General features: G+C 70.2%; 13 protein-coding genes and 1 other RNA gene. 3 read left to right on the top strand and 11 right to left on the bottom strand.

The features are described from left to right. Positions 1-13: 13 nt before the first annotated feature. The 4 genes from ACWD3D_RS07690 to ACWD3D_RS07675 form a co-directional block, all read right to left on the bottom strand. Complete coding sequence (locus ACWD3D_RS07690; protein ID WP_451460005.1) at positions 14-1,444, bottom strand: acyltransferase family protein; 1,431 nt, start codon at positions 1,442-1,444, stop codon at positions 14-16. Beyond that, a complete protein-coding gene (locus tag ACWD3D_RS07685) occupies positions 1,441-3,576 on the bottom strand; it encodes a glycosyltransferase (RefSeq protein WP_451460016.1) in 2,136 nt (711 codons plus the stop codon). The genes ACWD3D_RS07690 and ACWD3D_RS07685 overlap by 4 nt, the downstream gene beginning before the upstream one ends. Positions 3,577-3,639: 63 nt before the next feature. Next, positions 3,640-4,275: a hypothetical protein gene (locus ACWD3D_RS07680; protein ID WP_451460004.1), complete on the bottom strand. Its 636-nt coding sequence runs from the start codon at positions 4,273-4,275 to the stop codon at positions 3,640-3,642. 220 nt (positions 4,276-4,495) lie between these two features. Continuing rightward, positions 4,496-5,467 (bottom strand): LysR family transcriptional regulator, encoded by a 972-nt coding sequence (locus ACWD3D_RS07675; protein WP_451460003.1) that lies wholly within the window; start codon positions 5,465-5,467, stop codon positions 4,496-4,498. A gap of 83 nt (positions 5,468-5,550) precedes the next feature. Here ACWD3D_RS07675 and ACWD3D_RS07670 point away from each other — a divergent pair, with 83 nt between their 5' ends. Together ACWD3D_RS07670 and ACWD3D_RS07665 are read left to right on the top strand one after the other, a co-directional pair. Further along, complete coding sequence (locus tag ACWD3D_RS07670; protein WP_451460002.1) at positions 5,551-6,837, top strand: MFS transporter; 1,287 nt, start codon at positions 5,551-5,553, stop codon at positions 6,835-6,837. 159 nt (positions 6,838-6,996) lie between these two features. Beyond that, positions 6,997-8,235, top strand: coding sequence for an alginate lyase family protein (locus ACWD3D_RS07665; RefSeq protein ID WP_451460001.1), 1,239 nt, complete (start codon positions 6,997-6,999; stop codon positions 8,233-8,235). A gap of 160 nt (positions 8,236-8,395) precedes the next feature. Here the strand turns inward: ACWD3D_RS07665 and ACWD3D_RS07660 are convergent, their stop codons facing one another. The 6 genes from ACWD3D_RS07660 to ftsE all read right to left on the bottom strand — a co-directional run bounded on the left by ACWD3D_RS07660 (position 8,396) and on the right by ftsE (position 13,452). After that, positions 8,396-8,998 (bottom strand): gamma carbonic anhydrase family protein, encoded by a 603-nt coding sequence (locus tag ACWD3D_RS07660; protein WP_451460000.1) that lies wholly within the window; start codon positions 8,996-8,998, stop codon positions 8,396-8,398. Between the two features lie 166 nt (positions 8,999-9,164). Continuing rightward, positions 9,165-9,551, bottom strand: a transfer-messenger RNA (tmRNA) gene (ssrA, locus tag ACWD3D_RS07655). 155 nt (positions 9,552-9,706) lie between these two features. Then, entirely contained in the window at positions 9,707-10,195 is a 489-nt protein-coding gene (gene smpB / locus ACWD3D_RS07650; RefSeq protein ID WP_327176063.1) for an SsrA-binding protein SmpB, read from the bottom strand. A gap of 18 nt (positions 10,196-10,213) precedes the next feature. Then, positions 10,214-11,401 carry a S41 family peptidase gene (locus tag ACWD3D_RS07645; protein ID WP_451459999.1) on the bottom strand — a complete coding sequence of 396 codons (1,188 nt, stop codon included), beginning with the start codon at positions 11,399-11,401 and terminating at the stop codon, positions 10,214-10,216. Between the two features lie 395 nt (positions 11,402-11,796). Then, positions 11,797-12,714, bottom strand: coding sequence for a permease-like cell division protein FtsX (ftsX, locus tag ACWD3D_RS07640; RefSeq protein ID WP_387367500.1), 918 nt, complete (start codon positions 12,712-12,714; stop codon positions 11,797-11,799). 48 nt (positions 12,715-12,762) lie between these two features. Next, the gene (ftsE, locus tag ACWD3D_RS07635) at positions 12,763-13,452 is read right to left on the bottom strand and encodes a cell division ATP-binding protein FtsE (protein ID WP_328721403.1); all 690 of its coding nucleotides are present in this window, start codon (positions 13,450-13,452) and stop codon (positions 12,763-12,765) included. Between the two features lie 376 nt (positions 13,453-13,828). On the opposite strand from ftsE, the gene ACWD3D_RS07630 reads away from it, so the two are divergent. Next, entirely contained in the window at positions 13,829-14,026 is a 198-nt protein-coding gene (locus ACWD3D_RS07630; RefSeq protein ID WP_451459998.1) for a hypothetical protein, read from the top strand. A gap of 195 nt (positions 14,027-14,221) precedes the next feature. On the opposite strand, the gene ACWD3D_RS07625 is transcribed toward ACWD3D_RS07630, so the two are convergent. Beyond that, positions 14,222-14,699 (bottom strand): LPXTG cell wall anchor domain-containing protein (locus tag ACWD3D_RS07625; RefSeq protein WP_451459997.1); only part of this gene is annotated, 478 nt, incomplete at its 5' end.

Raw genomic sequence — 14,699 nt, 5'->3', positions numbered from 1 at the left:
GCGCCGGTGGCCGTCAGTGCCGGTGGCCGCCGCCGGCGGACGCGGGTACGGGCGTCGGCCTGGCGGGCTTGCCGGACGGCCAGAGCCGTGGCCTGCGTTTCGCCGCGACGTCCTCCACCCAGCCGAAGGCCAGGATCGCGAGCCCTATCAGCGGCCAGATCAGGATCAGGCTCAGCCCGGTGTAGAGGCCGTCCGCGTACGGGCCGAGGTGCTCGTCGACCCAGCCGATCCGCCACATCTGGTCTATCAACGGCACGGTCGCCATGAGCAGCAGGTTGTGCCATATGTAGATCGTCACGGCACGGTTGTTGGCGAGCGTGACGAGCCCGTCGTACGGGGCGAGGCGGCCGGGCAGCTTCTCCCAGGACGGGGCGTACTGGAGCAGGATCAGGCAGAACCCGAAGGACCAGGTGGCCTGGGCGAGCGGGATCTCGTCGAGGTTCCAGCCCTCTTCGGTGAGGTGTCCGGAGGCCCACCAGATGCCGAAGCCCATGATGATCGCGGCCGAGGAGACGGCGAGATAGCGCGGGACCTGCTTCAGCAGGCCGTCGTGGTGGGCGAAGCCGAGAATCCAGCAGGAGGCGAACACCGTGAAGTCCACGACGCCTTCACCGGTCGCGCCCGGGATGGTGACCAGCCCGGTGCCGAAGATCGCGGTGAGGCCGATCGGCGCCAGCATCGTCACCCAGGGCAGCTTGCGGAACGCCTTCAGCAGCAGCGGGGACGCGATCACGAACCACAGGTAGGCGCGGATGTACCAGAGCGGGCCGGCCGCCTGGTCGGCCCAGGTGAGTTCGAGCCAGCCGCCCTCGGAGCCGCTCTCCTCGGGGTACGGCGGGGAGCCGACCGGCAGGACGTAGCTCGCCAGGCGGACGAACCACCAGAGCCCCTCCTCCTTCACGGGCTTCCAGCCGAGCCAGAACATCATCGGCAGCGCGACGGCGGAGAACAGCCACATCGGGGGCAGCAGGCGCCGCACCCGGCTGCGGATGACGCTCCAGGCGGGGCGGGCCAGCGAGCGGGCCATCAGCGACCCGGCCAGCGTGAACATCACGCCCATGGACGGGAAGAGGACGGTCAGCCAGGCCCAGCCGAAGAGGTGGTAGATCACCACGCGGACCAGGGCGACGGAACGCAGCACGTCCAGGTAGCGGTCGCGGACGGGCCGCTTCGGGGCCGCCGGGGCGGCGTCCGCCGGCTCGGGCGCCTCCGGTACGGCGGGGCCGCCGGCGTGCCGCCCGTGGTGCGGGGCGGGGGCCTGGACCCCGGAGCCGGTGACGGTGCCGTCGCCGAGGTAGCTGCCGGGCCCGGTGGGGTACGGCAGTGACGGCGCGGGGGCTCCGGGCGCCTGACGGGCCCCGGGGGCGCGGCGGTGCGCCGCGGGCGCGGGTACGCGCAGTCGCGCGGTGTCCTCGCCGCTCGGGGTGGGTTCGTTCCAGCTCATCCGACGGGCCTCCGGTGGTCGGCACCCGCGGCGGCGCGTGCTCCCGGTGCCGCGCCGGGGGCGTCCAGGACGCCGGTGCGGCGCAGTTTCTGCCAGCGGAGCCGACCGCCGGTGAGGGCGGTGATCCAGGACTGGAGCAGCACGACGTACATGAGTTGCCGGTACATGATCTGTTGGAGCGGCAGGGAGATCAGGTGGGTCATGCGTTCCTTGTCGAGCCGGAACGCATAGGCGGCGCAGATGACCTGGACCAGCAGCACGCCGAACCACGCGGCGACGGTCTTGCCGGTGGGGCCGAAGATCAGCCCGTACACCAGGAACACGTCGATGAGCGGGGCGAGCAGCGGGGCGACCACCATGAAGAGGGAGACGAACGGCAGGCCGACGCGGCCGAACCGGCCGGAGTGGCCCCGGTCGAAAACGGCGCCGCGGTGCTTCCAGATGGCCTGCATGGTGCCGTAGGACCAGCGGTAGCGCTGGGACCACAGCTGCTGCACGGACTCCGGTGCCTCGGTCCAGGCGCGGGCGTTCTCCGCGTAGACGACGTCCCAGCCGTCGCGGTGGAGGGCCATCGTGATGTCGGTGTCCTCGGCGAGGGTGTCCTCGCTCATGCCGCCCACCCGGTCCAGCGCGGTGCGGCGGAAGGCTCCGACCGCGCCGGGGATGGTGGGCATGCAGCGCAGGACGTCGTACATCCGGCGGTCCAGGTTGAAGCCCATCACGTACTCGATGTGCTGCCAGGCGCCGATCAGCGAGTCGCGGTTGCCGACCTTGGCGTTGCCCGCCACCGCGCCGACCTTGGGGTCGGCGAAGGGCTGGACGAGTTCGCGGACGGTGGACGGCTCGAAGACGGTGTCGCCGTCCATCATCACGACGATGTCGTAACGGGCGTGCGCGATGCCGTTGTTGAGCGCGGCGGGCTTGCCCGCGTTCTGCTGGCGCACCACGCGGACATTGGGCAGCCGCATGTCCTCGACGAGGTCGGCGGTGCCGTCCGTCGACCCGTCGTCGATGACGATGATCTCGATCGGGTGGTCGCTGGCCATGAGGGAACGGACGGTCGCCTCGATGCACTTGCGTTCGTTGTACGCGGGCACCAGCACCGACACCCGGCCGGTGACGGGGGCGTCGCCCCAGCGGAAGTTCCTGCGGCGGACCCTGCGGGCGTGCACGAAGGAGAGCAGCAGCATCAGGCCGAAGCGGCCGATGACGAGGACCCCGACCACGGAGAGGAGGGCCACCAGGACACCGGTGACGTCCTCGGAGAAGCCCACCGCGGTGACGAAGGTCTTGCCCTTCCAGAGCGCGGCGCCGCTGACCGGGGTGAGCGCGCTCGGGGAGCCGAGCGCGGTGGTCAGGTTGGTGAACTCGTACCCCTTCTCCTGCATGGAGGGCAGGAAGCGGTCGAGTGCGGCCAGCGTCTGGGAGCGGTCGCCGCCGGAGTCGTGCATCAGGATGATCGCGCCCTTGCCGTGCTTGGGCGTGGCGTTCCTGATGATCGTCCGGACGCCGGGGCGCTTCCAGTCCTCGCTGTCGGTGTCGTTGACGACGGTGAGGTAGCCGCGGCTGCCGATGTACTGGGTGACGGGCCAGGACTTGTCGTCCATCGCGTCGGCGAACGAGGAGTACGGCGGCCGGAAGAGGGAACTGTGCACACCGGCGGCGCCCGCGAGGGCGAGCTGGTTCTCGGAGAGCTCCCAGTCGATCCGGCTGGTGGACTGGTAGGAGAGGTCGGGGTGGTTGAAGGTGTGCAGCCCGACCTCGTGGCCCTCGTCCACCATGCGCCGGACGAGCTCCGGGTACCGGGAGGCCATGGTGCCTGTGACGAAGAACACGCCGTGGGCGTGGTACTCCTTCAGCTTGTCCAGCACCCGGGGCGTCCACTCCGGGTCCGGGCCGTCGTCGAAGGTCAGCACGATGTGGTGGTCGGGAATGCGCACCGAGGTGGCGGGCTCGGTCTTCGACCGGGCGTCGATGACGGGACCGCCGTCGAGGATGTGCTCGGGTACCTGGTCGGTGCCGACGGGGTTGCGGACGCGGTGGTCGGCGGCGATCTCGCTGTTCACGTAACCGCGCAGCACGAGCATGGCGAGCAGGGCCACCAGAAGCAGGAACGGCAGGAGATAGCGCAGCGGCAATCTACGTCTGGCCTTGGCCTTGCGGCGGTTCCTGACCAGCGGTGCGGGCTGAGTCATTTACGGGGTGCTGCTTTCTGGTGATACGACCGGCGGCTCGGTGGTCGGGTTCGTCGTCTCCGCGGGCGAAGTGGGCTCGCCGGGGTCCGTGGTCGGGGTGTCGGCCGACTTCGTCACCGAGGCCGACGCGGAAGGCTTGGGGCTCGATCCGCCGCCGGTGGTCGCGGACGATCCGGCGGGCTTGCTCGTGGAGGGGCTCGCGGCGGGGTCCGAGGCGGACGCGCCGGTGGAGGCACTCACCGACGAGCCGGTGGCGCCCGGGGAAGCCGCGCCCGTGGCTCCGGCGCCGGGCGTCGCGCCGGTGGCCGCGTCCGGGTCGGTGACGTCGACGACACCGGCCGAGCCGGACGGGTCCGCGGCGGGCGTGTCCACGCCCTTGTCCTCGTCGTTCTTCTTCTGCTCCTGGCTGGTGAGCGGCAGCCAGGGCGCCGCCGAGCTGCCGCCGAGGAGGGAGAGGACGAGGACGGCGGCGAAGACGGCACAGCCCAGGGCCACCAACCAGCCGGCCCTTCGGAAGTTCTTGCTCCGGCGTCCGCTCTCGTCCACGAAGACGGGGCCGTCCGAAGCCTCCGGCGTACCGGGTTCGGTCTTGAGCTCGGAGAGTTGACGCCCCAGCCCGTCCAGCTGGATCGTCACGTCGTGCGGCTCATGGCTGTGCCCGGTCCGGGTGCCTTCTCGCCAATTTTCCACAGGTGTTCGCACATCCCCCACTCAATGTTTCCGGCACACATGAATGACTGGTTTCATGCCGTCGGACTGGGTCCCCACCCCGTCCGCGCACCACGTTCACCTTGTGCCCGGACTGATGAATGTAGCGCACGATGCTGACGCCAATGTCCCCGGATCGGGTTGTTCTTCACCCCTGGGACACCATCGCCGCGGCATCCGTTTCGGGCAGCCAGGAACCGGGTGGACGTACCATCCACCCTTCTGACGCCTGAAGTTGAACGACTGCTGTACGGAGAGCCTCCAGACCGGGGTGCCGCATCCCCTTCCGGTGGACCAGCAGCAGCGGCGAGAGCGGGACGGGGCGCACGAGAGGGCGGAGCACGGTGCCCGGAAGCGGAGGAAAACCGACAACAGCGAGCACCGGGTGTCCCGTCTTCGCCATGATTCGTTGAAATTCAGCCACCCCTACGGCAAGCGGAGTGGGCGGTGCCAGATGGATGCCCCACTCTTCGAAAAGGAGTGCGGCGAGGTCGGTCCACTCCAGGGTGCGCGCATTGCCCGCCCCGGCGTAGACGGTTTCCCCGGCCAGATCGGCGGGGGCGACGACCTCGCGTGACGCGAGAGGATGAGCGGACGGCAGCAGGACGGCCATCGGCTCGTAGCGCACCGGCTGCACGTGGAGCCCGGCGCGCACCGCGGGATCGAGGCCACCGGCCCGGCCGAACGAGACGTCGAGCCGTCCGGCGAGGATCTCCCCGGCGGCCCAGGTGAGGCCGGACTCGAAGCGCGCCATCAGCTCGCATTCCGGGGCGAGTTCGCGTGCCCGGTCCAGGACCCGGGCGGCCGTCATCCCGTCCGTGTTCAGGTCCACCAGGAGCGGCCGGGCCGCCTGGTCGGCGAAGGCGGCGCCCAGCGCGGCATGCGCGTCGAGCACCCGTCGGGCGTGCGGGACGAGCCGTTCGCCGTCCGGGGTCAACACCACCTGCCGGGTGGTACGGACGAACAGTGCGGCGCCGAGCAGCCGCTCCAGCCTGCGGATGTCCCGGCTCAGCGCCTGCTGGGCCACGTAGAGGCGGGCGGCGGCCCGGGTGAAGTGCAGGTCCTCGGCGACGGCGAGGAAGGCGCGCAGCAGCCGGGGATCGAGGTCGGGGACGGTCACCGGGGGAATCTACAACACAAGTGCGTGAATCGGGCGCGGGCCGGTGTTGGACCGGACGGCGGTGGGCGGCCGAGGCTGTCAGGGTGCCGAATGCTGCCCCCGCCTCACCCGCCCCCTCCACTCCCCACTCCCCTTCCCTCTCCCCTGCCCCCGTCCCCGCCGCGTCCCCCATATCCGGGCCGCCCGCGCCCCGCAACGCGTATCTGCGACTGCTCCGCACCCCGGGCGCCCGCGCCTTCACGGCGGGGAACCTGCTCGCCCGGCTGCCGATGGGGATGTTCAGCGTCAGCGCGGTGCTGATGATCGCCGGATCGCGGGGCTCGTACGCCCTGGCGGGAGCGGTGACCGCGACCGGCCTGGTGGCGACGGCCGTGGTGGCGCCGCTGACGGCCCGGCTCGTCGACCGGTACGGACAGGCGCGGATCGCGGTGCCCGCGACCGCTCTCGCCGCGGCCGGCGCCCTCACCCTCGCGCTCTGCGTCCGCCTCGACGCCCCCACCTGGACCCTCTTCGTCGCGTACTCCGCCACGGCCACCGCCCCCAACACCGGGGGGATGTCCCGGGCCCGCTGGTCGCATCTGCTCCGGAACGACCCGGCCGCCCTGCACACCGCCAACTCCTTCGAACAGGCCGCCGACGAGCTCTGCTTCATGCTCGGCCCGGTCCTCGCCGCCACCCTCTGCGGCACGCTCTTCCCGGAAGCGGGCACGGTCACCGGGGCGGTGCTGATGATGACCGGCATCCTGATCTTCACCGCCCAGCGCTCCACGGAACCGCCGGTCGCCCCCCGTACGGTCCGGGCGCGCTCCCCGTTCCGCTCCCCGGGCATGCCCGCGCTGCTCGCGGTCTTCCTGGCGACGGGAGCGGTCTTCGGCACGATGGAGGTCGTCTCGATCGCGCACGCCGGGGGCGCCGTACTCGCCCTCCAGGCCACCGGCTCCTGCGTGGCCGGCCTGCTCTACGGAGCGCTGCGCCCGGCCCGTGACCTCCCCGGCCGACTGGTGCTCTGCCTCGCCGCGATGACCGCGCTGATGTGTCTGCCGCTGCTGGCGGTGGCCACCACCGGCTCGCTCCTCGTCCTCGGGCTGTGCCTGCTGGCGGCGGGTGCGGCGACCGCGCCGACCATGGTGACCGGTATGACACTGGTCCAACGCCTCACCCCGGCAGCACAGTTGAACGAGAGCATGACGCTCGCGGTGACCGCACTGCTCGGCGGTGTCGCCGCGGGCTCCGCCACCGGCGGCTGGCTGGTGGAACACGGCGGCACCATCCCCGGGTACGCCGCGCCCGCCTGCGCCGCCGGACTCGCGCTCGTGGTCTCGGCCCTCGGCACGGGGCGGGCGGGGCGGGGCGCCCTCACCACCCGCTGACCCGCACGGGATGCACAAGTTCACGTACATGAACCACAGTTGAGCTGGGGATCTGACGCGCAGCCTTGACGGCTTCCTGGTCTGTACCTATGGTCACCGGCCAGCAGGCGTGTTCAACCCCCAGCGCATCGTTCACATACGAGAACGGATGGCCCCCACATGCCAGTCACCCCCACACCGTCGGGCACCTCCGCGACGCGTCGCGGTCGCAGACGCCCCGCCCTCCTCCTCACCGTGGCCGCCGCGACCGCCGCACTCGTCGTCGGCTTCCTCTCCGGACCGGCCGCCCCGAGCGCCGAGGCCGCTCCCGCCACCTTCACCCACCCCGGAGTCACGGTCTCCCAGGGGCAGCTGGACTTCGCCCGCACCAAGGTCAACGCGGGTGCGCAGCCCTGGAAGGGCGCGTACGACCAGATGATGGCGAGCGGTTACGCGAGTCTGAGCCGCACCGCCAAGCCCCGCGCGACCGTCGAGTGCGGCTCCTACTCCAACCCGAACAACGGCTGTACGGACGAGCGCGAGGACGCCATCGCCGCGTACACCGACGCCCTCGCCTGGTACATCACCCGCGACGAGCGGTACGCGAAGAAGTCCATCGAGCTGATGGACGCCTGGTCCGCGACGATCACGAGCCACACCAACAGCAACGCCCCGTTGCAGACCGGCTGGGCGGGCTCCTCGTGGCCCAAGGCCGCGGAGATCATCAAGTACACGTACACCGGCACCTGGTCCAACTCCGCGCGGTTCTCCACCATGTTGCGGAACGTCTACCTGCCGCAGGTCATCAACGGCTCCAACTCCAACGGCAACTGGGAACTGTCGATGATGGAGGCCGCCGTCGGCATCTCCGTCTTCCTGGAGGACAAGACCTCCTACGACAAGGCGATCGCGAAGTTCCGCACCCGCACCGCGGCGTACGTCTACCTCGCCTCGGACGGCGCGGTGCCCAAGACCGTGCCGAGCCAGAACCTCGACACCACCGCGAAGATCGTCAGCTACTGGCAGGGCCAGTCCACCTTCGTCACCGGGCTCACCCAGGAGACCTGCCGCGACTTCACCCACACCGGATACGGCATCTCGGCCATCTCCCACATCGCGGAGACCAGCCGCATCCAGGGCCAGGACCTCTACGGCACGGACGTCGGCGAGCGGCTGCGCCAGGCCCTCGGCTTCCAGTCCACGTACCAGCGCGGCCAGGCCGTCCCGAGCTGGCTCTGCGGCGGGTCCCTGAACCTGGGCCTCGGCCCCGTCACCGAGGTCGGCTACAACGCCCTGCACAACAGGCTCGGCATCGCGATGACCAACACGCAGGCCCTGACCGAGCAGAACCGCCCAGCCGGCAGCAACAACCTCTTCGTGGCCTGGGAGACCCTGACCCACGGGGACAACCCGAACTGATCGACGGCTCGTCCACTTCGCCGGTCGGGGTGGTGCCGCCTTCACCGACAGCGTGAAGGCCGGAACCGCACAGATCTGACCGCGCCACGACGGCGCACGTCGAATCGGCCCCCGCTGATCCTGGAGCGGGGGCCGACCCGTGGCTGTGGCCGAAGGGGACTCACACCGTACGGTCGTCGCGGTGGCGGCCGAGGGCGCGGCCGAATCGTTCCGAGACCGCCGGCATGATGCTCTCGCCGTCCGCGGGCCGACGGAGCCCGAAGACGTGGCCGGGGAAGTCGAGTTCCTTCTGCACCGCCCAGATCGCCTCGTGTTCCTGGGGCGGAAGCACCTGGACCGGATCGCCGACGGCCACCCAGCCGATGGGCACCGTCGTGTCGGGGGGCAGCACCGTGCGCAGGTGCACGATCCCGTTGATTCGTACCTCCGTACGTGCGCCGAGGCGGGCCCCGTTGAAGACCCGGCTGCCCGTCGCCAGGAAGACCTCGTCCTCGACCGTGCATCCGGTCAGATACGAGCCGGGTCCCACCAGGACCTGCCGGCCCAGCCGAAGGGGGTCGCGCCGGGTGCCGCGCAGGACCGCGTTCTCCATCACGATGCACTCCTCGCCGAGTTCCACCGGGCCGCCCTCGGCGGTGAGCACCGCGCCGAACAGCACCCGGCAGCCTGCCCCCACGCGTACGTCTCCGCAGAGGGTCGCCGTCGGGGCCACGTAGGCCGAGGGGTGCACGGTCGGGGAGACGCCTTCATGTTCGATCAACATGCCCGTAATGATGGATCATGGCCGCGGCCCGTTTCCAGGTTTCACGGAGTCCCATGGGCCGGGACGACGGATTCGGCCAATCCACGCATCAACTGCCCCACCGGGACAGGATGCGGAAAAACCTCTGCCCCACGAGCGAACTCGCGGGGCAGAGGTTTACATGGGGTTGTGGAGATGGCGGGAATCGAACCCGCGTCCAACGGTGCGGAACCAGGGCTTCTCCGAGTGCAGTTCGCTACGCTTTTCTCGGCCCCGGAGGTCACGCGAACAAGCCTCCGACAGGCTCAGTCACTGTTTGATTTCCTTCTAGGCCCCGTGACCGGGCTTAGAAGTTTAGATCCCTTAGTGATGCCAGGATCCGGGTCGGGATCACCCCCGGGCTGACACTCCGCAGAGTCTTCGCTAGCTGCTAATTAGGCAGCGAGGGCGAAGGCGGAGGAATCGCGCTTGGAATTGGCGATTATTGTTTGCGACATATGGTTTACGAGATCATTGTCGCTTCCTCGACTCGCTTCCCCTGCTTCGACATCCGCTGTCGAAACCGATCATCCCCATGTTGATTTTTCAATACGCGCACCCTCGCTGGGGTGCACGGCCCATCGTACGTGACCAACGCCGGACGATGCCAGCGTATTCCCGCCGGTCACCCTTCCCGTCTGCCCGGGACCGCGCCCCACGAACCCGCCGGAGGCCCGGAGTGCGGCCCTCTCACGCGCTGCGCTGCCGGCGGCGGGCCGCCGAGATGGCGCGGTTGGTCTCACGGGTGTCCTGCTTCTCGCGGAGCGTCTGGCGCTTGTCGTACTCCTTCTTGCCCTTCGCGAGCGCGATCTCGACCTTGACCCGGCCGTCCTTGAAGTACAGGGCGAGCGGGACGATGGTGTGCCCGGTCTCCTTGGACTTCGACTCCAGCTTGTCGATCTCGGCCCGGTGCATCAGCAGCTTGCGCTTGCGCTTCGCCGCGTGGTTGGTCCAGGTGCCCTGGACGTACTCGGGTACGTGGATGTTGTGCAGCCACGCCTCGTGCTGGTCGATCTGGACGAAGCCGTCCACCAGCGAGGCCCTGCCCATCCGCAGGGACTTCACCTCGGTACCCATGAGCACGAGCCCGCACTCGTAGGTGTCGATGATGTGGTAGTCGTGCCGCGCCTTCTTGTTCTGCGCGATCATCTTGCGCCCGGTGTCTTTTTCCTTGGCCATAGTGCGGTCATTTTCGCACTACGACCCACCCCCGAGGCCACTCAATACCGTCTCGGCCCGATCCAGGGCCCCCGTGCCGACCACCACGTCCGGGGTGATCCCCCGGCCCTCCACGCCCTTGCCGCCCGGCGTGCGGTACTGCCCGACGGTCAGCTCAGCCACCGCGCCGTCCGGCAGCTCGCTCGGCATCTGCACCGAACCCTTGCCGAAGGTGGGCGAACCGACCGTGACCGCGCGGCCCCGGTCCTGGAGCGCGCCCGTCAGCAGCTCGGCCGCGCTCATCGTGCCACCGTCGACGAGCACCACCAGCGGGCGCGTCGTGTCGCCGCCCCCGTCCGCGTACAGGGCGCGCTGCTCCCCCTGCACGTCGTACGTGGCGACCAGCCCACCGTCCAGGAACGCGGAGGCCGCGACGACCGCCTCGCCGACCAGGCCGCCGCGGTTGGCGCGCAGATCCAGCAGGATTCCGGCGTCACCGGGGGCGGACCGGACCGCGTCGCGGATCTCGCCGCCCGCTCCCCGGGTGAAGGCCGTCGCCTTGATCAGCACGGTGGGAGTGGGGCCGGTACCGAGGCGGCGCACGGTGACGGGCTCGGTCATGAGCCGGGCGCGGTGCAGGAACTCCGTCCGGGCGCGTCCGCCCCGCTCCAGCCCGAGGACGACCGAGGACCCGGCCTTCTCGTGCGTACCGTCCCCGCGCAGCTGGGCCACGACCTCGGCGACGGGGCGCCCCTGGGTCCGGTCGCCGTCCACCGTGGTGAGTACGTCCTCGGCACGGATCCCCGCACGGTCGGCGGGGCCCCCGGGCTCGACCCGGGCCACCCGCACCCGGCCGTCGGCGGTGCGGCGGGCCGAGAGACCCACGCCGGTGTACGAGCCGTCGAGCGCCTGCTCGAACTCCTCGTACTCACGCTCGTCGTAGACCGCGCCCCAGCGGTCGCCGCTGCGGCTGACGAGCTCCTCGGCGGCCTGTGCGGCGGACTTCCCGTCCGCGGCGGCCCCGGCGGCGGCTGCCGCCAACTCCTGGCGGTCCACGGGGACGAGGGAGGCGGCGGCCGGGCGTGTCCGCGTGTCGGCACTGGCCGGCTCGTCGCGCGGAAGCGATCCGGTGGCCGCACCGGTGGCGAGTACTCCGGCGAACACCAACGTCAAGGCCGCCCCGCGGCGCAGGCCGCGGGGCCCGTACCGGTACAAGGGCCCTTGCATGGCAGCGAGTCTAGGCCGTGTCCGCCCCTTCCCGTCGGAGAAGCGGGCGGAGTCCGGTGCGGTGCATCGCAAGACGAAGGACCGCCCGTGTACTGGATGTACACGGGCGGTCCGACAACGCCGCCGGCCGTGTCTGACCGTGCACGTCGGAGAAGCGGGCGGAGTCCGGTGCGGTGCATCGCAAGGCGAAGGACCGCCCGTGTACTGGATGTACACGGGCGGTACGACAACGCCGCGAGGTGCCGTGCCGGGCGCCGACCGCCCGACGGGCACGGTCAGACACGGCCCAGGTACCGTGCCGGGCGCCGACCGCCCGACGGGAAGGGGCGGACACGGCCCAGGACAAACCCCCTGTGCCGCACGGACGCTTCACCGTGCGGCACAGGGGGCGCTTGTCACACCTTGAGGTACTTGCGGAGCGCGAAGAGTGCCGCGACCGCGGGCATCAGCAGCCCGATCGCGAGGACCAGCGGCAGTTTGGTGATGACCGCGTCCCAGCCGATGAAGTCGATCAGGTTCAGCTTGCTCTGCAGGGAGAGGCCGGCGTCGATGAGGAAGTAGCGGGCGCCTATCAGCAGAACACAGGCCAGCAGACCGCCGATCAGCCCGGCGAAGGCCGCTTCCATGATGAACGGCATCTGGATGTAGAAACCCGAGGCGCCGACGAGCCGCATGATGCCGGTCTCGCGTCTGCGGCTGAACGCCGACACCCGCACGGTGTTGACGATCAGCATCAATGCGATGACGAGCATCAACGCCATGACGAACAGGGCCGCGACGTTCATGCCGTTCATCAACTCGAAGAGGTTGTCCAGGATCGATCTCTGGTCCTGGACGGACTGCACCCCGGCTCTGCCGGCGAAGGCGGTGGCGACGACCTTGTACTTCTCCGGGTCCTTGAGCTTGACGCGGAAGGACTCCTGCATCTGGTCGGGCGTGATGTTGCCCGCCATCGGGGTGTCCCCGAACTGGTCCTGGTAGTGCTTGTACGCCTGGTCGACCGTCTCGAAGGTGACGGTGTCGACGGCCGCCATCTTCTTGAGGTCCGCGTCGATCTCCTTCTTCTGCGCGTCCGTCACGGCGCCGTTGGAACACTTGGGCATGTCCAGGGCGTCGTTCTTGTTGCACAGGAAGATGGAGACGTTGACCTTGTCGTACCAGTAGTCCTTCATCGTGCTGACCTGCTCGCGGAGCAGCAGCGCGCCGCCGAACAGGGCGAGCGAGAGGGCGACGGAGACCACGACGGCGAAGGTCATCGTGAGGTTGCGCCGGAGGCCGACGCCGATCTCCGACAGGACGAACTGGGCGCGCATGGCGTCCTTTCAGTACTCGATGCTCAGATGCTCAGTGCTGGTGGCCGCTCAGTGCTGGTAGCCGTAGACGCCGCGCGTCTGGTCCCGCACGAGACGTCCCTGTTCCAGCTCGATGACGCGCTTGCGCATCTGGTCGACGATGTTCTGGTCGTGGGTCGCCATGATCACGGTGGTGCCGGTCCGGTTGATCCGGTCCAGCAGCTTCATGATGCCCACGGAGGTCTGCGGGTCGAGGTTGCCGGTCGGCTCGTCGGCGATCAGCAGCATCGGCCGGTTGACGAACGCCCGCGCGATGGCGACGCGCTGCTGCTCACCACCGGAGAGCTCGCCGGGCATACGGTCTTCCTTGCCGCCGAGTCCCACGAGGTCGAGCACCTGCGGCACGGCCTTGCGGATCTCACCGCGCGGCTTGCCGATGACCTCCTGCGCGAAGGCCACGTTCTCGGCGACGGTCTTGTTGGGGAGGAGGCGGAAGTCCTGGAACACGTTGCCCAGTTGACGGCGCATCTGGGGGACTTTCCAGTTGGACAGGCGCGACAGGTCCTTGCCGAGCACATGGACCGTGCCCTGACTCGCGCGCTCCTCGCGGAGGATGAGGCGCATGAAGGTGGACTTGCCGGAGCCCGAGGAGCCCACCAGGAAGACGAACTCGCCCTTCTCGATCTCCAGGGAGATATCGCGCAGCGCGGGGCGGCTCTGCTTCGGGTAGGTCTTCGAGACGTTGTCGAATCGGATCACGGAGGCACCATGGTCGGCCGGGAATATGTGTGCGTGACCCTACGCGAATGCTCCCCGGCCGCGCAGGCGGCGTCTTCGGATGGGTGATTTATGCCGGAACATGAGCCGGAACACGTCGGCGGGGGGCCGTCGTACGGGACGCGCGGGCGCCCTCCGCGCCCTCTTGGCGACAGCGCGTGACCCTTGCCGGACCCGCGCGCGAAGCACTCCCGCCGCACTCCCCGGGGAGCCGCGCCGAATGTCGCCGGAGCTGGCACAGTGGTAGGGGGAACGGTCACGGTCCCCGAAGCGTTGTGCGGGCGGACAGCCGGCCGGGCGCGAGAGTACGGCCGAGGGCGGCCGGGGACGGTTCCGCCGCGCGGGAGGAGGAATGCGCATGACCTACGACAGACTGGTGTGCGCGAACTGTGCGGCGCCCGTGAACGAGGGCCGCTGCCCCGTCTGCCGCGCGAGCCGTGAGCGCCTGCGCCAGCAGGACCAGGGGCCTTTCGGCGGGCTGAACCCGGCGCTGCTGATCGCCCTGCTCGTGGTGCTGGTGTGCGCGGTGGCGCTGCTGGCCCAGCAGGTGGCGTAGGGCCCCGCTCCAGGCCCGCGCCCGTGAGCCCCGGCCCCCCGGAGGCTGGGGGCACCCCGAAGCGCTCGTACGGCTCCGAGGGGCACCGGCCCACTCGACGTCGACGCGTGAGGGCCCGGGGAGCGGTGTAGCTCTCCCCGGGCCCTCAGCGGTGTTTCCACGCTCTGCGCGGTGCCCTGCCCATGAGCCGGTGGCTCAGACGGCGGTGCGGCCGCCCGCCAGACGCGGCAGGAAGCGGAAGCCGATGCCGCCGGCGATCATCGTCGCGGCACCGAGCAGCAGGAACGTGGTCTCGGCCGCACCGGTCTCGGCCAGCTCGTCCTTGCCCTTGCCCTGCTCGACCGGCTTGTTGCCGACGCTGTCGGTGTCGGTGTTGTTGGACTCGACGCACTCGGCACCGTCGAGGGTGACGGTGCAGCTCTCGTCACCGCCGGTGGACGAGCCACCGGTGGAGCCGGTCGAGCCGTTCGAGCCGGTCGAGCCGGTGCTGCCCGTGGAGGACGACGCCTGGCCACCGGACACCGTGGCCGCGGACTCCTCGCCGCCCGACACCGTGGCCGCGGACTCCTCGCCACCGGACACCGTGGCCGCGGACTCCTCGCCACCGGACACCGTGGCCGCGGACTCCTCGCCACCGGACACCGTGGCCGCGGACTCCTCGCCACCGGACACC

The sequence above is a fragment of the Streptomyces sp. NPDC002690 genome, from assembly GCF_053592415.1.
Note: the sequence above shows the minus strand (reverse complement) of the source record. Positions and strands in the feature narration are given on the sequence as shown.